This window comes from Mesorhizobium sp. B3-1-6 (assembly GCF_006439555.1).
Classification (GTDB): domain Bacteria; phylum Pseudomonadota; class Alphaproteobacteria; order Rhizobiales; family Rhizobiaceae; genus Mesorhizobium.
Window position 1 is genome coordinate 1 of sequence record NZ_VFTM01000030.1, and the last position, 25,273, is coordinate 25,273.

The window sequence follows — 25,273 nt, forward strand, 5'->3', positions numbered from 1 at the left end:
CTTGCGGGGGAGATGGCCGGCAGGCCAGAGGGGGGTGGGCGGGAACTCGGCATCGCCCATTTGAGGCTCATGCCTCCTTCGCCATTTCCCTCAACCTGAACTTCTGGATCTTGCCCGTCGACGTCTTCGGGATTTCGGCAAACACCACTGTCTTCGGCACCTTGAAGCGCGCCAGCAGACCTCGGCAATGTTCGATGATCTCGGCCTCGGTCGCGGCCTTGCCCGGCTTCAGCTCGACATAGGCGACCGGCACCTCGCCCCATTTCTCGTCGGCGCGGGCAACGACACCGCAGGAAGCGACCGACGGGTGCCTATAGAGCGCGTCCTCGACTTCGATGGAAGAGATGTTCTCGCCGCCCGAGATGATGATGTCCTTGGAACGGTCCTTGAGCTGGATGTAGCCGTCGGGATGCATGACGCCGAGATCGCCGGAGTGGAACCAGCCGCCGGCGAAGGCCTCGTCGGTCGCCTTCCTGTTCTTCAGGTAGCCCTTCATGACGATGTTGCCGCGGAACATGACCTCGCCGATGGTCTCGCCATCGGCCGGCGTCTCCGCCATGGTCTGCGGGTTCATCACCGTGAGACCCTCGAGCGAGGCGTAGCGGACGCCCTGGCGCGCTTTCTTTGCCGTCCTCGGTCCCTTCTCCAGCGCGTCCCACTCATTGTGCCATTCGTTGACGACGGCAGGACCGTAGGTTTCGGTCAGGCCGTAGAGATGGGTGACGGCGAAGCCCGCGTCGGCCATGCCGGAGAGCACGGCCTCCGGCGGCGGCGCCGCTGCCGTGTTGAAGGTGACGGTCTGCGCGAACTGTCGCTTGTCCTCCTCCCTCGCGTTGATCAGCACCGACATGACGATCGGCGCGCCGCACAGATGCGCGACGCCATGGTCGGCGATGGCGTCATACATCGGCTTTGCCCGCACCCAGCGCAGGCAGACATGGGTGCCGGCCTGCACGGCTAAAGTCCAGGGGAAGCACCAGCCATTGCAGTGGAACATCGGCAGCGTCCACAGATAGACCGCGTGCTTGGCCATGCCGGCATGGATGGTGTTGGTGTAGGCCATCAGCGCCGCGCCGCGATGATGATAGACGACGCCCTTCGGGTTGCCCGTCGTGCCGGAAGTGTAGTTGAGCGAGATGGCGTCCCACTCGTCATCGGGCATCGACCAGGCGAAAGCCTCGTCGCCGCCGGCGACGAACTCTTCATAATCGGCCGAGCCGATGCGCTCTCCTTTCGGATAGGGCGCGTCGGCCGCATAGTCAGGATCGTCATAGTCGATGACCAACGGCTTCACCTTGGCCAAGGCCAGCGCTTCCCTGACAACGCCCGAGAACTCGCGGTCGACGATCAGCACCTTCGAGTCGGCATGGTCGAGTTGGAAAGCGATAACGGCGGCGTCGAGGCGGGTGTTCAGCGAATGCAGCACCGCCTTGGTCATCGGCACGCCGAAATGCGCTTCCAGCATCGGCGGCGTGTTGGACAGCATCACCGTCACCGTATCGCCCTTGCCGATGCCATGCTTCGACAGCGCCGAGGCGAGCTTCAGCGAGCGGCGCCAGAAATCGCGATAGGTGATGCGCTGGTTGCCATGGATGATGGCGACATGGTCGGGATAGGTCTTGGCCGCGCGCTCGAGATAGGTGAGCGGCGTCAGCGGCTGGTGGTTGGCGGCGTTCCTGTCGAGATCCTGTTCGTAGGGATTGGCCATCCCGTTCTCCCCAAGGTTCTTTTCGAACCTTCTAACCTTAGGCCCTTCGTCACGCTATCCCCCTTCCGCGGCTGAAAATGCTATGCTGCGCCGGCTTGGTGGAATGGCGATCCGGATGAAGCCCCACCGTGAGGCGATCGCAGCTCACGCAGGCAAATTTGACTTTTGTCGAGAGCCGTGACTAATGTCAGCCGAGGAGGCGGCATGGCGATCAGACCGGCAGAACAGATCATCCACAAGGCCGCCTGGCTTTACTATGCCCACGGCCTTCGTCAGGACGAAGTGGCGAGCCAGCTAAACATTTCACGCGCTTCGGTCGCCATGTATCTGCGCAAGGCGCGCGAGACCGGCATCGTCAACATCTCGACCTCGACGCAGCTCTTCACCGACGACGTCACGGCGCGCCGACTTGAAGACGCCTTCGATCTCGACGCCGTCTGGATCGCGCCGGAAAATGCCTATCTCGCCGATCCTTCGGCCGATATCGCCGTGCTGGCGGCGAGCGTCTTTCTCGAGCTGGTGAAGAAAGGCGACCGTATCGGCGTCGCCTGGGGCCGCACCGTCTACACCATCGCCGACATCATGTCCTATGCCGACCTGCAGGACGTCACCGTGGTGCAGCTCTGCGGCAATCTCGGCGCGCCCTATTCCTACCGGCCCGACCAGTGCACGATGGAGATCGCGCGGCGGCTGAACGCCAAGGGCCTCAATTTCTATGCGCCGCTGGTGCTCTCCACCGAGGAACTGGCGCAAGGCCTGCGCGCCGAGCCGGTGATCCGCGACCAGCTTGCCGGCATCGCCGACTGCGACCTCGCGCTTTATTCCGTCGGCGCGGTCGACGCCGACAGCCATCTGGTGAAATGCGGCGCATTGTCCGCAGGCGAGATGGAAGCGCTGCGCAGCCAAGGGGCTGCCGGCGTTATCGCCGGGCAGATCATCGACGCCAAGGGCGAGGTGCTCGACTGCAGCTACAACCGGCGCGTCATTTCCGCCGAACTCGCCTCGCTGCGCGCGATCGAGAAGCGGCTGATGGTGGTGCAGGAAGACACCAAATTCGAGCCGCTGCTTGCGGCCGTCGCCGGCGGGCTCTGCACGCATCTGGTGATCGGCGCGCACATGGCCGAGCGCCTGATCAATCACGCGGGCGAAGCCGGCAAAAAGGCATCCTAGAAAAACCACCCTCGCCGCTTCTGTCATCAAGACGTCGCGGCTTTCTGTTCATGAGCAAAAAAGACGGAACCGGACGGAACGACATGCAGAACCTTTGGAATGACGCCGACGCGGAAAAGATGGTTGCCGACTATGCCAAGAAAGGCGTCGCCCGCGACCTTGCGCTGCGCGTCTACACGACCCGTCTGCTTGGCGGCGAGCCGCGGCTGGTGCTGCATGGCGGCGGCAACACCTCCTGCAAGACCAAGGCCACAGATCTGGTCGGCGACGAATGGGACGTGCTCTGCGTCAAGGGCAGCGGCTGGGACATGGCCGTCATCGAACCGCAGGGCCTGCCGGCGGTGAAGATGGGCGCGCTGCTCAAGGCGCGCTCCCTGGACCAGCTCGCCGACGAGGACATGGTGGCGCTGCAGCGCTCCAACCTCGTCGACCCCGCCGCTCCGAACCCATCGGTCGAAACGTTGCTGCACGCCTTCCTGCCGCACAAATTCGTCGACCACACGCATTCCACGGCCATCCTCGCCATCGTCGACCAGGAAGACAGCAAGCCGCTGATCGAGACCGTGTTCGGCGACAGACTAGGTTACGTGCCCTACATCAAGCCGGGCTTCGACCTCGCCAAGGTCGCCGCGGAGGTGTTCGACGCCGACCCGAACGTCGAGGGCCTGATCCTCGACAAGCATGGCATCTTCACTTTCGGCGACGATGCCAGGCAGGCCTATGACCGCATGATCCACTATGTGACTATGGCCGAGGATTACGTCGCCAGGAACGGCAAGCCGCAGGCGGTCAAGGCGGCGCTGCCGGCAAAGCTCGCCCGGCCGAGCGACATCGCGCCAATGCTGCGCGGCGCAGTCGCGGTGGCGCGCGGCGAAGGCCGTTTCGACCGCATGATCAGCGACTTCCGCACCTCGGATGCCATCGTCGATTTCATCAATTCGGCTAAGATCGCCGACTATGCCGGCCGCGGCGTGTCGACGCCCGATCTGTCGATCCGCATCAAGACCGGACCGATGGCGGTGCCGGCTCCCGATGCCGGCAAGCTCGGCGATTACAAGGGCTTGGTGCGCAGCCATGTCGAGGCCTTCGTCAAGGACTACGCCGCCTATTTCGAGACCAATGACGCGCTGGACGACGTCAAGCGCACCATGCTCGACCCGATGCCGCGCCTGACGCTGGTGCCGGGGCTGGGCATGTTCGGCCATGGCCGCACGCTGAAGGACGCGAAGATCGCCTCCGATGTCGGCGAGATGTGGATCGAGGCGGTGCGCGGCGCCGAGGCCGTCGGCAATTTCCATCCGCTGTCCAAGGCCGACCTCTTTCCGCTCGAATACTGGTCGCTGGAGCAGGCCAAGCTCGCCTCGAACAAGCCGAAGCCGCTGACCGGCCAGGTCGTGCTGATCACCGGCGGCGCCGGCGCCATCGGCGCTGCTACGGCAAAACTATTCGCGGCCAACGGCGCGCATGCGGTGATCGTCGACCTCGATCCGACCAAGGCCGCGGACGCGGCCAAGGCGGCCGGTAACAATTCGATCGGCGTCGGTGCCGACATCACCAATCCGGCCGAGATGCGCGCCGCCTTCGACAAGGCGGTCGCCGTCTATGGCGGCGTCGACATCCTGGTCTCGAATGCGGGCGCGGCCTGGGAAGGCCGCATCGGCGAGCTCGACGACGCCACTTTGCGCAAGAGTTTTGAGCTCAACTTCTTCGCCCACCAGTCGGCGGCGCAGAATGCGGTGCGCATCATGCTGGAACAGGGCACCGGTGGCGTGCTTTTGTTCAACACCTCCAAGCAGGCGATCAACCCCGGCCCGAAATTCGGCGCCTACGGCATCCCGAAGGCGGCGACCTTGTTCCTGTCGCGGCAATATGCGCTTGACTACGGCGCCTATGGCATACGCTCCAATGCGGTGAACGCCGACCGCATCCGCTCCGGGCTCTTGACCGACACGATGATCGCCAGCCGGTCCGGCGCGCGCGGCGTGTCGGAAAAGGAATACATGTCCGGCAATCTGCTCGGACAGGAAGTGACCGCCGACGACGTGGCGCAGGCATTCCTGCACCAGGCGCTGGCCGAACGCACCACAGCGGACGTGACGACGGTGGACGGCGGCAACATCGCGGCGGCGTTGCGCTGACGAAGTAAAGACACAACCTTGGAGCGGTTCATCGTTTCATAAGCGGATGAACCGCTCCTAGTCTTGACACGGTTCCGAACGGAAGGCCTTTCGCGCTTCTGCTGAAAAACTGCTTCAACCGGTCAAAGTCCCACTCCAATCCTTCGGTTACTACTCGGACGGTTGAAGGGGCATGTCTGGTGTTTCGCGTGCGAGCTCCAACCCCGATCATTAGTGGAGTTGTCGATGCCCGCGAAAAGACTGCGTATAGGTGTGCTGTTCGGCGGTCGATCCGCCGAGCATGAGGTGTCGCTGCTTTCGGCGGCCAACGTCATGCAGGCGCTGGATCCGGCGAAATACGACGCCGTGCCGATCTTCGTCACGCGCGACGGCCAATGGCTGCTCAGCCGTTTCGAGGACGGCGCCCTGGCGACACCGTCGGCTGGCATACAGCTGTGCCTGGTGCCGGGAGGGCAAGGGCGGATGCTGGCGATCCCTACCAGCGGCGCACCCCATGACCTGCCCGTCATCGATATCCTGTTTCCAGTGCTGCACGGTCTGCATGGCGAGGACGGCGCGGTGCAGGGATTGGCCGAAGTGGCGCGCGTGCCGCTCGCCGGATGCGGTATTCTGGGCTCGGCCACGGCCCTCGACAAGGACATCGCCAAGCGGCTGCTGAAGGCGGTGGGACTGCCGGTCGCGCGCTCGGTGACGATCGATGAAGGTCGGCTGCCTTCGCTTGCCCAACTGGAAGACAAGCTCGGCTTGCCGCTATTCATCAAGCCGGCGCGGCAGGGCTCGTCGGTCGGCGTTGCGAAGGTCAATGGCAGTCAGGAGTTCGAGCGCGCGCTGGCGGAAGCCTTCCAGCACGATCGCAAGGTCCTGGCGGAGGAATTCGTTCGTGGCCGCGAGATCGAATTCAGCGTGCTGGAGAGCCCCACGGGCGAACTCTTCGTCTCGCGGCCGGGCGAGATCGTGCCCGCGGAAAGTCACGGCTTCTACAACTACAACGCCAAATATATCGACGAGAATGGCGCGGCCCTGACCGTGCCGGCCGAGTTGCCGTTGGAAGTCGAGAATGCCATGCGCGATATGGCCGCCAGGGCGTTCAGAGCGCTCGGCTGCGACGGGATGGCCCGCGTCGATTTCTTCCTGATGCCGGATATGAATTTCCTGATCAACGAGCTCAACACCATTCCGGGCTTCACCAATATCAGCATGTACGCCAAGGCGATGGCGGCGAGTGGCGTCAGCTATCCGGAGGTTATCGAGCGCCTGGTGGCGCACGGGCTGGCGCGCGCCGGCCGTTGAGGCCGAAGTCTGAGGATCGGAATCTCGGACGCGACCGACGGATCACGTCGGTCGCATCACTCCGGCAGGCCAGCCGCGCGGAAGCCATCCTCGAAATGCTTGAGCGTCGCCGCGTCGCGGAACGGTTCCGTCTCGACCCAGCGGCGGGTGGAAAAATGCGGATTGCCGACAAGGAACAGCGCAACCTCTGTGCGTGCCTCGTCGAGGCGGCCGAGCTGCGCCAGGCTTGCAGCCAGGAAGCGGCGTGAGCTGGTGCGGTAGGTCTCGTCGCGGCGCAGCGTCTCGACGGCGGCTTCATAGTCGCTGGCCGCATATTGCGCCTGGCCGAGCGTCAGATAATACCAGCTCGGCGGAAAGGGGTTGAGCCGGAACGCCTTGCGAATGTGTTCCAGGCCTTGTTCGATCTTTCCCGCAAGCACCTCGATGTCGGACAATGTCGCCCAGATATCGGCCTCGTTCGGGTCGAGCTCGATTGCCTTGGCGAATTCCGCATCGGATTGCTCGAAATCGCGTTCATAGGCAAGAAGGTTCGCCAGAACCCAGCGGCAACCGGCGTCGTTGGGATCGATCGCCACGGCCTTGCGCGCCAGTTCCAGGGACGTGCTGCGGGCAGGCTCGAACGGCTCGCCCCAATGCACCCATCCCATCCAGTGGTTCATCGCAAGCCAGCGATAGGCCTCCGCGTAATCCGGATCGAGAGCGATCGCGCGCGTCAGCATCAGGTGCGCTTCGCGCGCCATCTGCGGCGACTCGTCGAACAGTTTTCGCGCGCGTACGACGAGATCATAGGCCTCGAGGTTCTTCGGCCGGTTGCGCGCCGGCGGCGCGCGCAATCGACCGAGCAGCGCCTCGACGATCTTGGCCGTCGCCTCGTCCTGAACGGCGAAGATGTCTTCCAGGCCGCGATCGAAGCGCTCGGCCCACAGATGCTCGCCGCTCAGCGCGTCGATCAGCTGGGCGTTGATGCGCACGCGTCCCGCGGCCCGTCTTGCGCTGCCTTCCAGCAGATAGCGCACGCCAAGCTCCCCGGCGATGGCGCGCACGTCCATGGCCTTGCCCTTATAGGCAAACACCGAGTTGCGCGCGATGACGAAGAGGCCCGGGATCCGCGAGAGATCGGTGATCAAATCTTCGGTCAGGCCATCGGCGAAAGAGTCCTGCTCGGGATCGTTGCTCAGATTGATGAAGGGCAGCACGGCGATCGACGGTTTGTCGGGCAGCGGCAAGGGTTTGCGCGTCGCGTCGGGCTGTTCGACCGCACCGATGAAACGATAGCCGACACGCGGCACCGTGACGATCCACTCGCCACCACCGGTCGCCTGACCGAGCAGCTTCCTGAGCTGCGCGATCTGCACCGTGAGATTGCCTTCCTCGACCGCGGTGCCCGGCCACGCCGCGTCCATCAACTCGGCCTTGGCCAGGATTTCTCCCGGACGCGCAACGAGCGCTTCCAGCAGCTTCAGCCCACGGTGACCGGCGGCAACGGGAACGTCGCCCCGGAGCAGCGTTCCCGCGCCAGGATCAAACACGAACGGTCCAAAAGCAAAGCGCGATCCCTGCATGCGGCGATCTATAGAGCAATTCCAGGAAAAGTGTGAAGCGGTTAAGTTCGGCGTCTTCGCCGTAACCTTCCGTCCGGAATTGCGTAAAAACAAAGGGATAGAGCGGTTCGGCGTTTTTCCGTGAAACGGTGACACGCTCTAGCCGATTTGGAAGTTTTGAGAACTATTTGGGAGGGCTTAATTACGCCGCCGGCCACCAGCGGCACACTGCAATCTCAATCAGGGCGAGGGCCTTCAAGCTCTCTGCCGCATGGAGGTTGCCATGAACGATATCCTTACGCCTTGCGCATCTCTGGCGGCGCGTCCAGCCGAGATCAACGGCCGCCGGCGCTACAGCCTCTCAGCCCTGCGAGGCCTCCTCGCCGAGCGCCGCAAGCAGGCCTATTTCCGTTTCGAGCTCAAGCGCATGGCGACGGACAATCCGCATCTGATCGACGACATCGGGCTGACAAGGAAAGAGGTCGAGGCGGAAATCGCCAAACTGCCCTTCTGGCAGCGGTGAAGTCGCAACAGTCCCTTGGAAAAGACAGAGAGCGGCCCATTGGACCGCTCCCTTCATCAGCAACGGGCAGAACCCTTACTTGGCGTTCGGATTCGGCATCCAGGCGGGCATCGCGACATCGGCATGGGCGAACTGCGGCAGCTTGGCCGACAGGTCTTCCATGTTCTTGATGTCCTTGTCGATCAGTTCCTTCTGGGTGATCAGCGTCGGCGGCACGATGACGTTGTGGCCGGGATCCTCGCCGGCGAGAAGCTGCGCCAGCGCGCGCACCGAGACCTGGCCGACGACGGCCGGGTTGGTGGCGGCGGTGGCCGCCCAGGCGCTGTCCGGCTCGCGCATCGCGGCGATATCCGAGGTCGAGATATCGGCCGAATAGATCTTGATGCCCTTGTTCAGGCCGGCCTCGTCGACGGCGATCTTCACGCCCTTGGCGAACTCGTCATAGGGCGCGAACATCACCTTGATGTCGGGATGCGCCTGTAGCACCGAGCGCGCCTGGTTGGCGACCGAGTTGGCGATCGGGTTGTCGAGCGTGCCGAACTGGGCGACCTCGCTGATGCCTGAATATTTCTTCTTCACGTCCACCCAGGTCTCGTTGCGGCGGTCGAGCGGCGCGATGCCGGCGACATAGACATAGCCGGCCTTCCAGCTCTCGCCATTGTCCTTCACCGCCTGCTCGAGCGCGAGCTTGGCGAGATCCTTGTCCGACTGCTCGACCTGCGGGATCTTCGGGTTCTCGACATTGACGTCGAAGGCGACGACCTTGATGCCGGCGTCGACCGCGCGCTGGGCGGCGTCCTTCATCGATTCTGTCAGGCCGTGCTGGATGATGATGCCCTGCACGCCGAGCGCGATCGCCTGGTCGACCATGTCGGCCTGGAGTGCTGCGTCCTGGCGGCTGTCCAGCACGCGCAGGTCGACGCCGAGCGCCTTGGCTTGCGCTTCGACGCCGGAGAGATAGGCCTGGAAGAAGTCGCCGGTCGACAGATAGCGCACCAGCGCGATCTTGACGCCCGGCTTGTCGAACGGCGCCGGACGGTCCGCGGCAAGCGCCGTGCCCTGCATCAGCAGCGCTGCGCCGGCAAGGCCGAGTGCTGCCTTCCCCAAAAATCTTCTTGTGATGCTCACTTCGTTTTCCTCCGTTTTGTCTCAATGCCCCGGTCGAAACTATCTCTTGCCCCTGCCGGAAAGGGCGAAGGTGAAGACAAGGGCGACGACAAGCACCGCGCCCTTGACGAAATCCTGCGTGTAGTAGGGGGCGTTCATCATCGTCAGGCCTTGCAGCAAGACGCCGACGAACACCGCGCCGACGGCCGTGCCGAAGGCGTTGGGCTTGGCGGCGCCGAGCACCGCGTAGCCGATGAGCGCCGCGGCGACAGCGTCGAGCAACAGATTATTACCCGAGGCGATGTCGCCGCGTCCAAGCCGGGCGGCGAGCAAAATCCCGCCGATCGAGGCAAAAACTCCCGAAATCACATAGGCCCAGATTTTGTATGCCTTGACAGGCGCGCCGGCGAGCTCGGCCGCCCGCTCGTTGCTGCCGACGGCATACATCATGCGGCCGAAGCGCGTGTATTCGAGGAAGAACCAGATCAGCGCCGCGAGCACGACGAGCACCACCACCGAAACCGGGATCAGATTCGGGATGAAGAAGTCGATGCGGTGGCGGCCGAGCGCGAGGAAGGCTTCCGAGAACTTGCCGTTGGCGACCGAGCCGTCGGGCATGGTCATGCCGGTGGCGATCGAGCGGCCTTCCGTCGGGATGCGCTGCAGGCCGAGCAGCAGGAACATCATGCCGAGCGTGGCCAGCAGATCGGGCACGCGCATATAGACGATCAGCCAGCCATTGATCAGGCCTACGATGACGCCGATGACAAGGCAGGCGATCACCGCGACGATCGCGTTCTGCTCCAGCACGACCATGGCGTAGGACGCCGCCATCATGGCGCTGGTGGCGACGGAGCCGATCGACAGGTCGAAGCCGCCGACGACCAGCGTCGCGGTGACGCCGAGCGCCAGCACACCAGTGATGGCCACCGACTGGAAGATGAAGACGGCACTTTGCGGCGAAGCAAAACCATCGGCGGCGACCGCGAAATAGGCGATCAACCCGACCAACAGGACGATGAAGCCGTAGCGGATGGCGTAGTCGCGCAACATCACTCAGCGCCCCGCCGCGCGGCTGTCCGACAAAAGCTCATTCCAACTCCACTCCATGCAAATCCCTCGACCTCATGCCGCGCTGTGGAGCGGTCCGCCAGCCACTTCCGCCAGCAGCAGGTCGAGATCGATATCGGCGTTACGGTGCTCGCCGACGATCGTGTGTTCCGACATCACCAGGATGCGGTCGGCGGTCTCCAGCGCCTCGTCGATTTCGGTGACGAAGATCAGCGTCGCGCGGTCGTCGGCGCTGGCTCGAAGCTTCGCCGCGATGTCGCGGCGCGCCGAAATGTCGACGCCCTGGAAAGGCTCGTCGAGGATGAAGAGCCGCGAGGCCTGCGACATCCAGCGCGCCACCATGACCTTCTGCTGGTTGCCGCCGGAAAGCGCCGACAGCTCGTCCTTCTCCGAGCGGCAGACGATGCCAAGTTCGTCGATCTGGCGGCGGGCAACGACGCGCTCGGCGCGCTTTTTCATCACGCCGAGACCCGACATGCGCTTGAGGAACGGCAGGCTGATGTTGCGCTCGATGTTGAAGCCGCCGACGATGCCGCTCGCAACGCGGTCCTTGGCGACCAGGAAGACGCCGGCGGCGATCGCCTCGCGCGCCGCGCCCGGCGCATAGGGCTTGCCGTCCATATGCATGGTGCCGGCGAGCGGCCGGCGCACGCCGAACAGCGTCTCCGCCAAAGCCGTCTTGCCGACGCCGACCAGGCCGGTGATCGCCACCACCTCGCCGGCGCCGAGCGTCATCGAGATCGGCCTCGACCCTTGCGCCAGTTGCAGCCCTTCGGCGGTGAAGACGGCTCGAGCCGAGCTTCTCGCCACCACCCGGTCGAGATGGATCTTGCGGCCAAGCATGGCGTTGACCGCGCCCTCATAGTCGAGCGGCTTCTTGTCGAAGACGCCGGAGACGACGCCGTCGCGCATCGACACGATGCGGTCGGCGAGCCGCCTTATGTCGGACATGCGGTGCGAGATATAGAGGATGGCGACGCCCTGCCCGCGCAGCCTGTCGATCAGCGAAAACAGCCGGTCGGCCTCGGCGCTCGACAGCGACGAGGTCGGCTCGTCGAGGATCAGCACCTTGGGCCGATGCGCCATGGCGCGGGCGATGGCCACCATCTGGCGGTCGGCCAACGACAAGTCGCTGACGCGCGCCTTGAGGTCGATGGCGAGCCCCATGCGGTCGGCGACAGCCCTGGCTTCGGCCCGGACATTGGCAGGCTTGAAGAGCAAGGACGCGCCTTTGCCGCTCAGCCGGTCGAGCGTCAGGTTGGTGGCGACATCGAGGTCGGCGACCACGCCGTCGTTGATGTTCTGGTGCACGGTGACGACGCCGGCGCGGATCGCTTCGGCTGGGGTCTGCGGATCGAAGGCCTCGCCGGCGAGCTGCATTGAGCCTGCGCCGCGCGCATAGACGCCGCTGACGATCTTGACCAGGGTGGATTTGCCGGCGCCGTTGGCGCCCATCAGCACGGTCACCTCGCCCGCAAAGAGGTCGAGCGAGATGCCGCCAAGCACCTCGTTCTGGCCGAAGGATTTCCTCAGGCCCTCCACATGGAACACGGCATCTGCGCCCATCCGTTCCTCCCGGATGGTGACGCTATGGGCTCATTCGGCAATTGTCAACACGATTGACATTTGCCAGAGCGCTTCCTAGCTTGGCCTCGCCGCCGTGGCTCCGCTATCGTCGGAAACCACGCGCAGGAGGGAGAGAATGACCGGGAAGTTCGAAGCATTGTCGGTGGAAACGCTGCCGAAACGCCTTGGCGAGACCAAAGCGCTGACCGAGCGCATCGGCAAGGACGCCAGCCACTGGAAGGTACGCGAGGTCGGCGACGGCAATCTCAACCTGGTGTTCATCGTCGAAGGCGACAAGGGTGCCGCGGTGGTCAAGCAGGCGCTGCCCTATGTGCGGCTGGTCGGCGACAGCTGGCCGTTGCCGCTCAAACGCTCCTTCTTCGAATATCATGCGCTGACCAGGCAGGAGCGCCGTGCGCCCGGCTCGGTACCGGCGATCTACCATTTCGACGAGAGCCAGGCGCTGATCGTCATGGAGTATCTGGCGCCGCCGCACGTCATTCTCAGGCGCGCGCTGATCGACGGCCGCGAGCTGCCGAACATCGCACGCGACATCGGCCTGTTCATGGCGCGCACGCTGTTCCGCGGCTCCGACCTGTCGATGGCAGCCAAGGAGCGCAAGGCCGATCTTGCGCTGTTCGCCGACAATGTCGAGCTGTGCGACATCACCGAGAACCTGGTGTTCTCCGACCCCTATTTCGACGCCAAGATGAACCGGCATACCTCGCCGCAGCTCGACGGCCTAGTCGCCGAGCTGCGCGCCGACCGCGATCTCAAGGTCGAGGCGCAGCGGCTGAAGCATCTGTTCGCCGCCAATGCCGAGACGCTGCTGCATGGCGACCTGCATTCAGGCTCGATCATGGTGACAGACAGCGAAACCCGGATGATCGATCCGGAATTCGCCTTCTACGGCCCGATCGCCTTCGACGTCGGGATGCTGCTTGCCAATTTCTGGATAGCCTTCTTCTCGCAGCGCGGCCACGAGGAGAAAGGCGGCCGCGACTCCATGCGCGCCTATCTGCTCGGCGTCACTGGCGAGACCTGGGCGACCTTCCGCGCCGAGTTCTCGCATCTGTGGCGGACCGAGCGCAGCGGCATGCTCTACCAGCGGAGCTTGTTCGAGGATCAGGGCGACCTGCTCGGCTCCGAACAGGCGCTCGACCATATGCTGCATTCCATCTGGGACGACCTGCTCGGCTTCGCCGGCATCGAGGTGCACCGGCGCATCCTCGGCCTCGCCCACAATGCCGATTTCGAGACCATTGCCGATCAAGACCTGCGCGCCAGATGTGAGGCCAAGGCTTTGCGCTTCGGCCGCCATATCGCCGTCAACCGGCGCCAGATCCACAGCATCGACGAGGTCAACAATCTGGCCGCGCTGATCGAACAGGAGAAGAGAATTTGAACGTCGGCGAACGCCATTACCGCACCATCTGGCTGAGCGACGACAAGCGGTCGGTCGAGATCATCGACCAGCGCTGGCTGCCGCATGAGTTCCGCATCGAGACGATCGGAACGGTTGCCGGCATCGCCACCGCGATCCGCGACATGTGGGTGCGCGGCGCGCCGCTGATCGGCGTCACCGCCGCCTATGGCGTCGCCATACAGATGAAAGACGATCCGTCGGACGAAGCGCTCGACGCCGTATGGGAGAGGTTGCACAAGACGCGGCCGACGGCGATCAACCTGCGCTGGGCGCTGGACGAGATGCGACGGCATCTCAAGCCGATTGCACCCGCGGAGCGCGCGGAAGCCGCTTACCAGCGCGCCGCGGAGATCGCCGATGAGGATGTCGGGCTGAACCGCGCCATCGGCGAGAACGGGCTTGCCATCATCAGGCAGATCGCCGCGCGCAAGAAGCCGGGCGAGACCGTCAACATCCTTACCCATTGCAATGCCGGCTGGCTGGCGACGGTCGATTACGGCACCGCCACGGCGCCTATCTATCTGGCGACCGAGGCCGGCATCCAGGTGCATGTCTATGTCGACGAGACCAGGCCGCGCAACCAGGGCGCCCAGCTCACCGCCTGGGAGATGGCCGGGCACGGCGTGCCGCACACGCTGATCGTCGACAATGCAGGCGGCCATCTGATGCAGCATGGCGACATCGACATGGTGATCGTCGGCACCGACCGCACCACCGCCAATGGCGACGTCTGCAACAAGATCGGCACCTATCTCAAGGCTTTGGCCGCCGCCGACAATGACGTGCCCTTCTATGTCGCGCTCCCCTCGCCCACCATCGACTGGACCGTCGCCGACGGGCTCGCTGAGATCCCGATCGAGGAGCGCTCGGGCGACGAGGTTTCCCTGGTCTGGGGCAAGACTTCCGATGGCAAGATCGCGCAGGTGCGCGTGTCGCCCGATGCGACACCGGCGGCGAACCCCGCCTTCGACGTGACGCCGGCAAGATTGGTGACCGGTCTGATCACCGAGCGCGGCGTGGCCAAGGCCTCGCGCGAGGGGTTGAAGGCGATGTTTCCGGAACGGGGGTAGTCAGTTGATCTCCCCCAGCACGTCGCCATTCTCGGGCTTGACCCGAGAATCCACGCCATGACCTCCGTCATCGAGCGCAGTGGTGCAGAATTCTGTAGCCGTTGCAACACGTTAGCGTCACGGCATGGATTCTAGGGTTTGCGCGCGTCGCTTTCGCTCCTTGCTCCGCCCTAGAATGACGACCGCGATGTCATCGCCAATTGACACTGTTGCCCTCCTCTTCCATAAAACCCGCGTTAATGTTCTCAGGGCGGGGTGAAAGTCCCCACCGGCGGTAAGGGCGATTTCGATCGCTCAAGCCCGCGAGCGCCTTCCAGCCTATCGGAAGGGTCAGCAGATCCGGTGCGATTCCGGAGCCGACGGTTACAGTCCGGATGGAAGAGAACGTACGCAGAAGACGGTCCGCTCGCGCGGGCCGGTTTTTGCGTCGTGCGTCCTGATTCTGGTTCGAAACGGAAGGATGGACCCATGAATCAGCATTCCCCAAAAGCCTATGAAACCCGCCGCATCGCCGTCATTCGCGCGCGATGGCACGCCGACATCGTCGATCAATGCGTGCAAGCTTTCGAGGCGGAGCTCGCCGCGCTTGGCGGCTTCACCGTCGACATCTTCGACGTGCCGGGCGCCTACGAGATTCCGCTGCACGCCAAGACGCTTGCCGAGACGGGGCGCTATGCCGTGATCCTCGGTACCGCCTTCGTCGTCAATGGCGGCATCTATCGCCACGATTTCGTGGCAAGCGCCGTCATCGACGGCATGATGAATGTGCAGCTTGCGACCGGCGTGCCGGTGCTGTCGGCGGTGCTGACGCCGCACAATTACCACGACAGCGCCGAGCATCACCACTTCTTCCACGAGCATTTCACCGTCAAGGGCAAGGAGGCGGCCAAGGCCTGCGTCGAAATCCTCGCCGCGCGTGCGCGGATCGCCGCCTAAGCCCGCCAAGGCCGGATTTCAGCCCTGCAACAAGAATTGCGGCCGAAAAGGCTTCAAAAGGTTGCGGTAGCTCCGAAATCCGGCCAGAAGCAACGGGTCGCCCGGGCGTCGGGCGGCCTTTTCAAACACGGGCTCGAACCAGATACGGGAGACTATTCGTTGGCTCGCATCACACTGAGACAATTGCTCGACCATGCCGCCGAACATGGCTATGGCGTGCCTGCCTTCAACATGAACAATATGGAACAGGGCCTCGCCATCATGGAGGCGGCCGAGGAGACCAAGTCGCCGGTCATCCTGCAGGCCAGCCGCGGCGCTCGCGCCTATGCCAATGACGTGGTGTTGGCCAAGCTGATCGACGCGCTGGTCGAAATCCATCCCGACATCCCGGTCTGCATGCATCTCGACCACGGCAACAACGAAGCCACCTGCGTCACCGCGATCCAGTACGGCTTCACCTCGGTGATGATGGACGGCTCGCTGAAGGAGGATGGCAAGTCGCCGGCCGACTACGCCTATAATTCCGGCATTACGCGGCGCGTCGTCGACATGGCGCATTGGGGCGGCGTGTCGGTGGAAGGCGAGATCGGCGTGCTCGGCTCGCTGGAGAGCGGCGGCGGCGAGCAGGAGGACGGACACGGCGTCGAAGGCGCGATCAGCCACGATCAGCTTCTGACGGATCCGATGCAGGCCGAGCAATTCGTGCGCGACACGCATGTCGACGCGCTGGCGGTGGCCATGGGCACCAGCCACGGCGCCTATAAATTCTCGCGCAAGCCGGACGGCGCGGTGCTGGCGATGAACGTGATCGAGGAGATCCACCGCCGCCTGCCCAACATGCATCTGGTTATGCATGGCTCGTCCTCGGTGCCGGAGGATCTGCAGGAGATCATCAACAAATATGGCGGCCAGATGAAGCCGACCTGGGGCGTTCCGGTGGAAGAGATCCAGCGCGGCATCAAGCATGGCGTGCGCAAGATCAACATCGACACCGACAACCGCATGGCGCTGACCGGTGCCATCCGCAAGGTGCTGACCGAGAATCCGTCGGAGTTCGATCCGCGCAAATATCTGACGCCGGCCATGGCGGCCATGAAGAAGCTCTGCAAGGAGCGCTTCGAGCAGTTCGGCACCGCCGGCAACGCGCCGAAGATCAAGCCGATCCCGCTGGCGGACATGGCCAAGCGCTACAAGTCGGGCAGCCTGGATCCGAAATTCGGCTGAGCCGATCAATCCCCGCGACCGGTTCGATCCCGGTCGCGGGCATGTACCCCGCCAAAGCGGGGCGGAACTTCAAGCCAACAAAGTGGTTCCTGCTCAGAGACCTTCCGCACCCATCGAAGGGAAGGAGCACGTCATGAGCAAGGATCGCGACGACGAAGGGCCGGTTTTCTCCGGCCAGGATGCCCGGCAGGGCGAGATCATCCTGCATAGGCGCGCGCAACGCATCATCTTCATCGCAGGGCTGGTCGGTATCGTGGTGCTGGCGCTGGTGGTCAGTCTCGCCGCGCATTGAGGGTTGTCGCCCGCGAAAAGCCGGGCTTGCGCCAAGGAACCATCACCGGCTCCGCCGGTTGAACGTCGCAGACGAAACTGAGGCGCGGCGCCCGTTCACCGCCGTGTCGAAACCATGTTCGAGACGCTTTGCTGCGACATGCCGCTTCATCCGACCTGGCCGGACCTCGTCGGGCGGCTCTTGGTCACGCTGCTGGCAGGCTTTCTCATAGGCTTGAATCGCGAGGCGCGCGGGCATTCCGCCGGGCTGAGGACAACCATTCTGGTCGGCTTGGCGGCTTGCGTGGCCATGGTCCAGGCCAACATGCTGCTCGATGTTTCCGGCAAAGGGCCGGATTCCTTCGTGCGTATGGACGTCATGCGCTTTGCGCTGGGCGTGCTCACCGGTGTCGGCTTCATCGGCGGCGGCGCCATCCTGCGGCGTGGCGATCTGGTCACCGGCGTCACCACAGCCGCGACGATGTGGATCATGACCATGATCGGCCTTGCCTTCGGCGGCGGCCAGTACGGCCTCGGCGCGATCGCGACGGTACTGACGCTGGTGACGCTGCAGGCGCTGAAATGGGTCGACCTCAAGATCGCGCGCAACCACAAGGCGATCCTGTCGGTCTCATGGCCGAAAAGCTCGCCGCCCGATCTCCCGGACATTGTGCGGCCGCTTGGCTACGATGCCCGCTTCGTGGGCATGGAACATGACGTCGACCACCAACGCTTCGTATTCTCTTTCAAGGTGCAATGGAAGCAGCCCGACGCGGAAAGGCCTTCGACCGAAGTGCTGGCCGTAGTCGGTGAACATTGCACGGTCGAGCGCTTCGACGTGATCGGCGAGAATTCGTCCTGAGCAGGATCAGGATGTGGCAGCCATCTCCGCCCCTCCGAGATAAAGCCGGTGCAGTTCGTCGGGCGATTGGCGCAACTTCGCGCAATCGCCGTCATAGACGACGCGGCCGCGGCGCATGACATAGGCGCGGTTGCCGATCGACAGCGCAAGCGCCGCGAACTGCTCGACGAGGACGACGGCCAGGCCGTCATCGGCGAGCTTGCGCACGGCCGTCATCAGCCGCGTGACGATGACCGGCGCCAGGCCGGCCGACATCTCGTCGATGAGCAGCACCTTCGGCCGGGTGAGGAGCGCGCGCGCGATGACCAGCATCTGCTGTTCGCCGCCCGAAAGCAGGCTTGCCTTCACCGAACGGCGCTGCACCAGCTCGGGAAACAGCGCATAGGCTTCCGCGATGTCGGCGCCAGGCTGCAGGCTGACGCGCAAATTCTCTTCGGTCGTCAGCTGGCGGAAGACGGTGCGGCCCTGCTCGACATGGGCAAGCCCTTCGCGCGAGCGGGCGCCCGGACGCGCTTTCTGCAACTCGCGGCCATCGATGGCGATGCAGCCGCCGGCAACCGGGATGATGCCCGACAGGCCTTCGAGCAGCGTCGTCTTGCCGGCGCCATTGGCGCCGAGCACGACGCTGATCGCGCCGCTTTCGGCGGTGAGATCGACCGACGTGACGACGGGCAACTCGGCACGGTTGATCGACAGGTTGGAAACGACGAGCCTGCTCATGCCGCCACGCTCTCTTCCTCGATGCCGAGATAGGCCTTCTTCACCGCGCGTTCGCCGAGCACCTTGGCCGGTGGCCCGGAGGCGATGACCTGGCCAAAATCGAGCACGGTGACCTCCGAGCAGACGGCCCGAACCAGGTCCATGTCGTGCTCGACCAGAAGCACCGCCGATCCGAACAGCTTCGGGATCTCGGCGATGCGCCGGCCAAGCCGCAGCGTTTCCTCATGCGACTGGCCGGCAGCCGGTTCGTCGAGAAGCACGACGGCCGGGCGGGCAGCGACGACGCCCGCGACGTCGAGCAGCCGCCTTGTGCCGGCATCGACCGAAGCCACCAGCGTGTCGGGATGCGGACAGTCGAGCCAGTCGAGCACGGCCTTGGTCTCGATCACCGACAGGCCCTTGGCCGCAAGCGCCAGATAGCCGCCAACGGTGAGTTCCGGCGCGATGCGGTTGGTCTGCCAGGTGCGGCGCACGCCCTCGCGGGCGCGCAGATGCGCCGGCACGCCTTCGAGCGGCTTGCCGCCCAGCTGCACGCTCCCCTGATAGGACGACAGGAAGCCGGCGACCGCATCGATGAAGGTCGACTTGCCGGCGCCGTTGGGGCCGATCAGTCCGGCCACGGTGCCGGCGGCAACGCTCAGGCTGACATTGTTCAGCGCGACCACGCTGCCGTAGCGGACCGTCAAAGCCTCGATGATAAGGGCCGGGCCGGCGGCACGCTCGACTGCTGCCGGCAGGTCGGAGGCAGACGCGGCAGCGGCTTTCGGCGCGCGCGCCGAAAGCCGCTTGCGGAACTGGCGCCGGAAGGTCTCGCTCATCGTCTCGCCGGTCGACAGCGCCTGGGTTGCGCCGATGGCAAACAGCACATTGCCGATGTCCTGCGGCCAGTCCAGCCGGCGCAGGATTTCGGGGAACATGACGACGAGCAGGCCGCCGATGATCGCACCCTCGGCGAAATGCGCGCCGGCCATCACCGACACCGCGTAGAGCGAGAGCGACTGCATCATGCTGAAATTCTCGGCGACCAGCGTGCCGAGATAGCCGGCGAGCAGACCGCCGGAAATGCCGGCGACGAAGGCGCTGAGCGCGAAAGCCGTGAGCTTGGCGGTGGCGATGCGGACGCCATGCGCGGCGGCGGCGCGCTCCGAATGGCGCACGGCCAGCCAGGAGGCGCCGAGCCGCGAGCGGCTGATGAATTCGAGCGAAACCGCGATCGCCACATAGAACAGCAGCACGAAGACGAAATAGCCCTCGTCGCTGTCGAACAGTTCCGGCCGTGGCACCTGCAGGAAGTCGGTCTGGCCGGGATAGGTCATGGTGGCCAGGATGGTGTCGAAGGCGGTGGCGAAGGAGAGCGTGACGATGGCGAGGTTGATGCCGCGCAGCCGCAGCGCCGGCAGGCCGATGGCAACGCCGAACGGCACGGCCGCAAGGCCGCCGACAAGGATCCATGTGGCGAGGCCGCCTGGCGCTTCGGCGAGGTTGAGATAGCCGACCGTCCAGGCGCCGACGCCGGCGAAGGACATCTGACAGAGCGCGATCATGCCGGTGCGGCCGGCGACGAGGCCGAGGCTCTGCAGCGCGACGCCGGTGATCAGGACCGAGGTTGCAAGGAACACCCAATAAGACGGCAGGAGGCCGGCATAGGCGACGCCGCCGGCGATAAGCGCCACGACGATGAGGGTCAATGAGGCCCGAAAACTAGCGCGCTTCATCCCAACGGGCCTCCCGCTGCGACCAGAGAAGAACGGCAAGCACCACCAGGAAGGGAATGGCGCTGCGATACTGGCTGATGCTGTCGATGGAGCTCGCCAGCCCTTCGACGATGCCGAGCGCAATGCCGCCGGCCAGCGTCCACCAGAAGCTGCTGAAGACGCCGATGAGTGCCGCGGCGAGCGCCGGCACGACAAGCAGGCTAAGCGTCATGAAGTTCGGCGAGCGCTGCGGCGCGATGATCATCAGCGCGAAAGTGGTGAAGGCGCCCGTCATGCCCCATACCAGCAGCGACAGGATCTGCACCCGCACGCCGAGCAGTTCCGCCGCCATCGGCCGGTCGGCCAGCGCGCGCAGATTGAGGCCGACCTTTGTCCGGTTGAGGAAGAGGTCGGAAAGGATGGTGAACAGCACCGCGAGCCCGATGGTGAGCACCGAGGCGATGGTCACCTCTACGCCGGCGAGACGGAAGGCCGAGCCTGGGAACAGCTCGGGCATGTTGTGCGGGTGCTGGCCACCGGTGAGACGCAGCCCGACGGCGATCAGCCCGACGAGCAGCGCCACCGTCACCGCCGCCTTGGTCGAAGCGCTCGCTTCGCCGAACCACCGCGTCATGATGTAGCCGATTGCGACGCCGGTCGCCGTGCCCGCCGCAATCCCCGCCAGCACCGAGGGCCAGATGGGGAACCCGGCCTCGAACAGCGCGATCAGCACGAAGGTGCCCGCGGTGCCGATGGCGGCCCCGGTGAAATTCACCACGGCGACGAGCCGGTAGGTGAAGACGGCGCAGACGCCGAGCAGGGCATAGGTGCCCCCGGCCGTCAGTCCCGCCACGGCGGATGTGAGCAATGCGTTCATCTCGTATCCCGATCCGGAGGGACGGCGCGGCCAGCCGCGCCGTCCGGTTCAAGCGGCCATCACTTGGCCTGCGGCAGCACGAGCCAGTCCGGCGTCTCGACCTTCCAGGCGCCGGCATCGAGCTTCATCACCTTGGTGGCCTGCATCGGCGAATGCGTCTTGGCCGTGCCGAAGACGTAAGGCGAGCCGGCGAGCGGGTTGGTGAGCGGCTGCATGTCGTGCAGCGCCTTGGCAACGCTTTCGCGCGTGACCTCGCCGTCGATCGAGGCGACCACCTTGAGGAACAGCTCCGCGGCGAGATAGCCGCCCTGCGAGAAGGCGGTGAGCGGCCGGTTCGCCTTCTGCATGTCGGCAATCCATTGCGCGTTGGCGGCCGAGTTCTTCTCCGTGTAGGGCTCCCACTCGGTGCCGACATAGATCGGCTGCTTGGTGTCGGCCAGCGCCTTGGCGACCTGCTCGGTATAGCCGGGCGCCAGGAAGAGCCAGTTGATGCCGGTGATCTTCTGGGCATCGACGGTCTTGATCAGCTGCACCACCTGCGGCTCGACCTGGTTGGTCAGCACAGCGTCGCAGCCGGCGTCGCGCGCCTTGATGACATAAGGCGTCAGATCGCCCTGGAAGGGCAGCGTCAGATCGATCAGGTGGATCTTCTGGCCGCTGATCTTTTCCCAGTTCACGATCGCCTTCTTGTAAGCCTCCTGGGTGCCACCAATGATGATGAAGAAGGCGCAGAGCTTCTTCGTTTTCAATTCGTTGGTGGCGTAGTAGGCCATGGCCGTCGACAGCGTATACGGGCCGACATTGACGGGCGCGACATTGGGCGAGGAGAAGCAGGCGGCGTCGACGCCGAGACCCTGCACCGAAAGGATCTTCTTGCGGCTGTAGGTGGCGGAGTTGACGGCGCAGTCGAGCAGACTGGCCGAACCGACCAGCGCTACCGCCTCCTTGTTGTCGATCAGGTCGCGCGCGGCTTGCGCGGCGACCGCCGGATCCGCCTTGTCGTCGGCGATGGTGTAGTCGATCTTGCAGCCATTGATGCCGCCGGCGGCATTGACCGCATCGAAGGCGGCCTGGGTCGGCTTCGGCACTTCGGAGAAATCGGCCGGGCCGGTGACGGTCGACACGGCGCCGACCTTGATGGCGCCATCCTTGCAGGTTGGGCCGGCGGCGGAAGCCGTGCCGGCCATGGCGGCTAGGCCGATGCCGGCAAATGCCGCTGCGAGCAGTCTCGATTTCCAATGCATGTTTCAGTCTCCCATTTTTGTCATGCGTTATTCGTTTCAGGCGGCAGCCAGCGCCGGCGCGGCAATGCTGGCGGCATCGATGGCGGCGAATTTCACCAGCGTGCGGGCGATGGTCTCGCGCTCAATGTCGCGGACGATGAACACCAGCCGGGTGCGACGGTCCGCCGACGGCCAACGGTCGAGCCGCGCCGGCGGATGAAAGACGTGCTGCACGCCGTGGAGCACCAGTGGCTGCTCCGGCTCGTCCGTGGTGCGCACGATGCCCTTGAAGCGCAGCAGATCCTCGCCCTTCAGCGCCGCGACATAGTCCAGCCAGCGGGCGAAAGCGGCCCACTCGACTGGCTTGTCGATGATGAAGCTGAAGGACCGGATGCCGTGGTGTGTGTCGCGATGATGATTGTGACCATGGTGGCAATCAGGTCCGCATTCATGGTCGTGGTGATCAGCCTCTTCGAGCCGCGCGGCGATGCGGTTCACATCCGCCGCAGCATCGGCGGACAGGCTCTTCAGCAGATCGAGTTCGACTTCGCCGTTGCGGGCAACGGTTTGCTCGACGGCCGGGGCCAGATGCTCCAGCCGGTGCTGCAAGCCGCCGAGTGCCTCGTTCGAGACGAGATCGGTCTTGGTGATCAGCAGCCGGTCGGCGACGGCGACTTGCTTGGCGGCTTCCGGATGACGGTGAAGCGTCGCCGCGCCATTCACCGCATCGACGGTGGTGACGACACCACCGATGCGAAAGCGAGCCGTGAGCTCAGCTTCGGCCATCAGCGTGTGCAGGATCGGCGCCGGGTCTGCAAGACCGGTGGTCTCGATGATCACTTGGCTGAGCGGTGGCGTTTCGCCGGCCCGGCTCCTGCGGTCGAGCTCCTTCAGCGTGGCGACGAGATCGCCGCGCACAGTGCAGCAGACGCAGCCATTGTCGAGCAGCGTGAACTGCTCCTCGCTGGCCTCGATCAGCAGATGGTCGAGCCCGACGGCGCCGAACTCGTTGACGATGACGGCGGCGCCGGCAAGCGAGGGCTGGCGCAGCAGGCGGTTGAGCACCGTCGTCTTGCCGCTGCCGAGGAAGCCGGTAAGGATTGTCACCGGTATACTCGCGTCGCTTGAAGTATCAGGCGCGCTCATAGACCACCCTCCCCTCGAACCAGGTCGTCAGCACTTTTGTGTCGGCGAGGTCCTCGGCCGGCGTCTCCAGCACGTTGCGGTCGAGCACGATGAGGTCGGCCGATTTACCGATCTCGATCGAGCCGACGGTCTCGGCGAGACCGATGGCGCGGGCCGAATTGATGGTGAAGATTTCGAGCGCGGTAGCGATATCGATCGCCTGCTCCGGCCAAAGCGACGCGCCCGGAAATTCGCCGCTCGGGTTGCGGCGCGTCACCAGGCCTTCGATGCCGTCCCACGGATCGGGGTTCGGCATCACCGGCCAGTCGGAGCCGCCGGCCAGCAGCGCGCCGGCGGCAAGCAGGTCCTTGTTCGGCCAGAAGCGCAGTGCCCGCGCCTCGCCCATGGTCTGCTTATGGCCTTCGAGGAAGCTCGTCGGATACCACAGGAAAGGCGAAAGGTCGGCGACGACGCCAAGCTCGGCGAAGCGGGCGATATCGTCCGGCGCGATGTAGCTCGCATGTGCGATGTGATGCTTCAGCTTGGTCGGCCCATTGAAGGAGCGTGCGACGTCGATCGCGTCTAATGCCTGGCTGACCGCGGCATCGCCGGCGCAGTGGATCTTTACCCCGAGCCCGAGTTTCTCGCATTTGCCGATCCAGCGGATCAGCTCCGGCACGGTGACGATGGTCGAGCCGCGGAAACAGCAGCCCAGCACCGCGTCCTTGGTGTAGGGCTCGTGGAAGGCGGCGGTGCGCGCGCCCGGCACACCGTCGAGGAATATCTTGACGAAATCCGGCTTCGCGTGAACGCCGCGATATTGCTCACGCAGCGCGATCAGCTCGTCGCCGGCAATGCCGAACATGAAGGAGGGCTCGACGGCCGGCATAGCCGACACCGACCAGGCGGTCAGCTCGCCGCGATCGTCGAGGCCTTTAAGCGCCGCGAGGATCGGCTGCATGGCGGCGGCGTCGAGGAATGCGGTGACGCCGTAGGAGTTGAGCGTCGCGATCGAGCGTGCCATCGCGGCGCGGTCCATTTCCTCGGTGTAGTGCCCGGATTGCGCGATGGTGCGCTCGACGATGCCGGCGGCGGATTCGATCATCATGCCGGTCAGCGCGCCGGTGGCCGGATCGCGGCCGATGGAGCCCTTCTCCGGATCGGGCGACGACGCGGAAAGGCCGGCCAAGCCAAGCGCCTGCGAATTGACCCAGCGGTTGTGATAGGTGTCGTCGCGCAGCATCACCGGCCGGCCCTGGCTCACCCGATCGAGCGCCGCCAGCGCCTCCAGCCGGTTGAGCTTCGGCAACAGGTCGCTGCCCCATTGTCCGCCGATGATCCAGGAGCCTGCCGGCGCCTTGGCCGCGGCCTCGTCGACGCGCGCAATCAGCGTCTCGAAGCTCCCCGTCGGCGGGAAGCGCAGTTCGAAAAGTTCGGCCTGGCCGCCCATCATAAGATGCGCATGCACGTCGACGATGCCAGGCATCATCATCGCGCCCTTGAGGTCGACGAGGCGGGTGGCAGAGCCCTTCAGCGCGGCAACGTCGGCGCCCTCCCCGACCGCGACGATGCGGCCGCCCTTGACGGCGACAGCCGAGACCCAGGGCCGCTTGCGGTCGAGCGTGTAGATGCGGCCATTGGTGAAAACCAGGTCGGCGCTTCTGTCGGGCATTCTCTCTCCTCCTCTCCGCTAACCGCACCCCCATGCTGGCGAGCGGGCAAGTTTCAATTC

Annotated in this window: 21 protein-coding genes and 1 riboswitch; of the genes, 10 read left to right on the forward strand and 11 right to left on the reverse strand. The window is 64.8% G+C overall.

Annotated elements, in window-relative coordinates; translation table 11 throughout:
• Nucleotides 1-67: 67 nt before the first annotated feature.
• On the reverse strand, nt 68-1,708 hold the full coding sequence (locus FJ414_RS23895; protein WP_140646847.1) for an acyl-CoA synthetase: 1,641 nt from the start codon (nt 1,706-1,708) through the stop codon (nt 68-70).
• Between the two features lie 204 nt (nt 1,709-1,912).
• On the opposite strand from FJ414_RS23895, the gene FJ414_RS23900 reads away from it, so the two are divergent.
• From FJ414_RS23900 to FJ414_RS23910, 3 genes are all read left to right on the forward strand, one after another.
• A complete protein-coding gene (locus FJ414_RS23900; RefSeq protein WP_140646848.1) occupies nt 1,913-2,878 on the forward strand; it encodes a sugar-binding transcriptional regulator in 966 nt (321 codons plus the stop codon).
• An 83-nt stretch (nt 2,879-2,961) separates the two neighbouring features.
• Nucleotides 2,962-5,016, forward strand: coding sequence for a bifunctional aldolase/short-chain dehydrogenase (locus tag FJ414_RS23905; protein WP_140646849.1), 2,055 nt, complete (start codon nt 2,962-2,964; stop codon nt 5,014-5,016).
• Nucleotides 5,017-5,241: 225 nt separating this feature from the next.
• Nucleotides 5,242-6,306, forward strand: coding sequence for a D-alanine--D-alanine ligase family protein (locus tag FJ414_RS23910; RefSeq protein ID WP_140646850.1), 1,065 nt, complete (start codon nt 5,242-5,244; stop codon nt 6,304-6,306).
• A 56-nt stretch (nt 6,307-6,362) separates the two neighbouring features.
• Here the strand turns inward: FJ414_RS23910 and FJ414_RS23915 are convergent, their stop codons facing one another.
• Complete coding sequence (locus tag FJ414_RS23915; protein WP_140646851.1) at nt 6,363-7,868, reverse strand: winged helix-turn-helix domain-containing protein; 1,506 nt, start codon at nt 7,866-7,868, stop codon at nt 6,363-6,365.
• Nucleotides 7,869-8,130: 262 nt separating this feature from the next.
• Between FJ414_RS23915 and FJ414_RS23920 the strand changes: the two genes are divergently transcribed.
• Entirely contained in the window at nt 8,131-8,370 is a 240-nt protein-coding gene (locus tag FJ414_RS23920) for a DUF1127 domain-containing protein (RefSeq protein WP_140646852.1), read from the forward strand.
• A 75-nt stretch (nt 8,371-8,445) separates the two neighbouring features.
• Here the strand turns inward: FJ414_RS23920 and FJ414_RS23925 are convergent, their stop codons facing one another.
• From FJ414_RS23925 to FJ414_RS23935, 3 genes are all read right to left on the reverse strand, one after another.
• Entirely contained in the window at nt 8,446-9,498 is a 1,053-nt protein-coding gene (locus tag FJ414_RS23925; RefSeq protein WP_140646853.1) for a substrate-binding domain-containing protein, read from the reverse strand.
• 39 nt (nt 9,499-9,537) lie between these two features.
• Entirely contained in the window at nt 9,538-10,533 is a 996-nt protein-coding gene (locus FJ414_RS23930) for an ABC transporter permease (RefSeq protein ID WP_140646854.1), read from the reverse strand.
• Between the two features lie 69 nt (nt 10,534-10,602).
• The gene (locus FJ414_RS23935; RefSeq protein WP_140646855.1) at nt 10,603-12,114 is read right to left on the reverse strand and encodes a sugar ABC transporter ATP-binding protein; all 1,512 of its coding nucleotides are present in this window, start codon (nt 12,112-12,114) and stop codon (nt 10,603-10,605) included.
• 136 nt (nt 12,115-12,250) lie between these two features.
• Between FJ414_RS23935 and mtnK the strand changes: the two genes are divergently transcribed.
• The 6 genes from mtnK (at nt 12,251) to FJ414_RS23965 (ending at nt 17,902) form a co-directional block, all read left to right on the forward strand.
• The gene (gene mtnK / locus FJ414_RS23940) at nt 12,251-13,519 is read left to right on the forward strand and encodes an S-methyl-5-thioribose kinase (protein ID WP_140646856.1); all 1,269 of its coding nucleotides are present in this window, start codon (nt 12,251-12,253) and stop codon (nt 13,517-13,519) included.
• Nucleotides 13,516-14,610, forward strand: a complete 1,095-nt coding sequence (gene mtnA / locus FJ414_RS23945; protein ID WP_140646857.1) for an S-methyl-5-thioribose-1-phosphate isomerase — start codon at nt 13,516-13,518, stop codon at nt 14,608-14,610. The genes mtnK and mtnA overlap by 4 nt, the downstream gene beginning before the upstream one ends.
• Nucleotides 14,611-14,847: 237 nt before the next feature.
• Nucleotides 14,848-15,000, forward strand: a riboswitch (FMN riboswitch).
• A 78-nt stretch (nt 15,001-15,078) separates the two neighbouring features.
• A complete protein-coding gene (locus FJ414_RS23950; RefSeq protein ID WP_140646858.1) occupies nt 15,079-15,546 on the forward strand; it encodes a 6,7-dimethyl-8-ribityllumazine synthase in 468 nt (155 codons plus the stop codon).
• A 159-nt stretch (nt 15,547-15,705) separates the two neighbouring features.
• A complete protein-coding gene (gene fba / locus FJ414_RS23955) occupies nt 15,706-16,770 on the forward strand; it encodes a class II fructose-bisphosphate aldolase (protein ID WP_140646859.1) in 1,065 nt (354 codons plus the stop codon).
• Nucleotides 16,771-16,903: 133 nt separating this feature from the next.
• Nucleotides 16,904-17,062, forward strand: coding sequence for a peptide ABC transporter permease (locus FJ414_RS23960; protein WP_140646860.1), 159 nt, complete (start codon nt 16,904-16,906; stop codon nt 17,060-17,062).
• 114 nt (nt 17,063-17,176) lie between these two features.
• Nucleotides 17,177-17,902 carry an MgtC/SapB family protein gene (locus FJ414_RS23965; RefSeq protein WP_140646861.1) on the forward strand — a complete coding sequence of 242 codons (726 nt, stop codon included), beginning with the start codon at nt 17,177-17,179 and terminating at the stop codon, nt 17,900-17,902.
• Nucleotides 17,903-17,908: 6 nt separating this feature from the next.
• Here the strand turns inward: FJ414_RS23965 and FJ414_RS23970 are convergent, their stop codons facing one another.
• From FJ414_RS23970 to FJ414_RS23995, 6 genes are read right to left on the reverse strand one after another with little or no spacing between them, the layout of a single operon-like run.
• Nucleotides 17,909-18,622: an ABC transporter ATP-binding protein gene (locus FJ414_RS23970; protein ID WP_140646862.1), complete on the reverse strand. Its 714-nt coding sequence runs from the start codon at nt 18,620-18,622 to the stop codon at nt 17,909-17,911.
• A complete protein-coding gene (locus tag FJ414_RS23975; protein ID WP_140646863.1) occupies nt 18,619-20,337 on the reverse strand; it encodes an ATP-binding cassette domain-containing protein in 1,719 nt (572 codons plus the stop codon). Before FJ414_RS23975 ends, FJ414_RS23970 begins: the two co-directional genes overlap by 4 nt.
• Nucleotides 20,324-21,193 (reverse strand): branched-chain amino acid ABC transporter permease, encoded by an 870-nt coding sequence (locus FJ414_RS23980; RefSeq protein WP_140646864.1) that lies wholly within the window; start codon nt 21,191-21,193, stop codon nt 20,324-20,326. The genes FJ414_RS23975 and FJ414_RS23980 overlap by 14 nt, the downstream gene beginning before the upstream one ends.
• A 59-nt stretch (nt 21,194-21,252) precedes the next feature.
• Nucleotides 21,253-22,437, reverse strand: a complete 1,185-nt coding sequence (locus FJ414_RS23985) for an ABC transporter substrate-binding protein (RefSeq protein WP_140646865.1) — start codon at nt 22,435-22,437, stop codon at nt 21,253-21,255.
• Between the two features lie 36 nt (nt 22,438-22,473).
• The gene (locus FJ414_RS23990) at nt 22,474-23,523 is read right to left on the reverse strand and encodes a GTP-binding protein (RefSeq protein ID WP_246672490.1); all 1,050 of its coding nucleotides are present in this window, start codon (nt 23,521-23,523) and stop codon (nt 22,474-22,476) included.
• A gap of 25 nt (nt 23,524-23,548) precedes the next feature.
• A complete protein-coding gene (locus FJ414_RS23995; RefSeq protein WP_140646867.1) occupies nt 23,549-25,213 on the reverse strand; it encodes an amidohydrolase in 1,665 nt (554 codons plus the stop codon).
• Between the last annotated feature and the right edge of the window lie 60 nt (nt 25,214-25,273).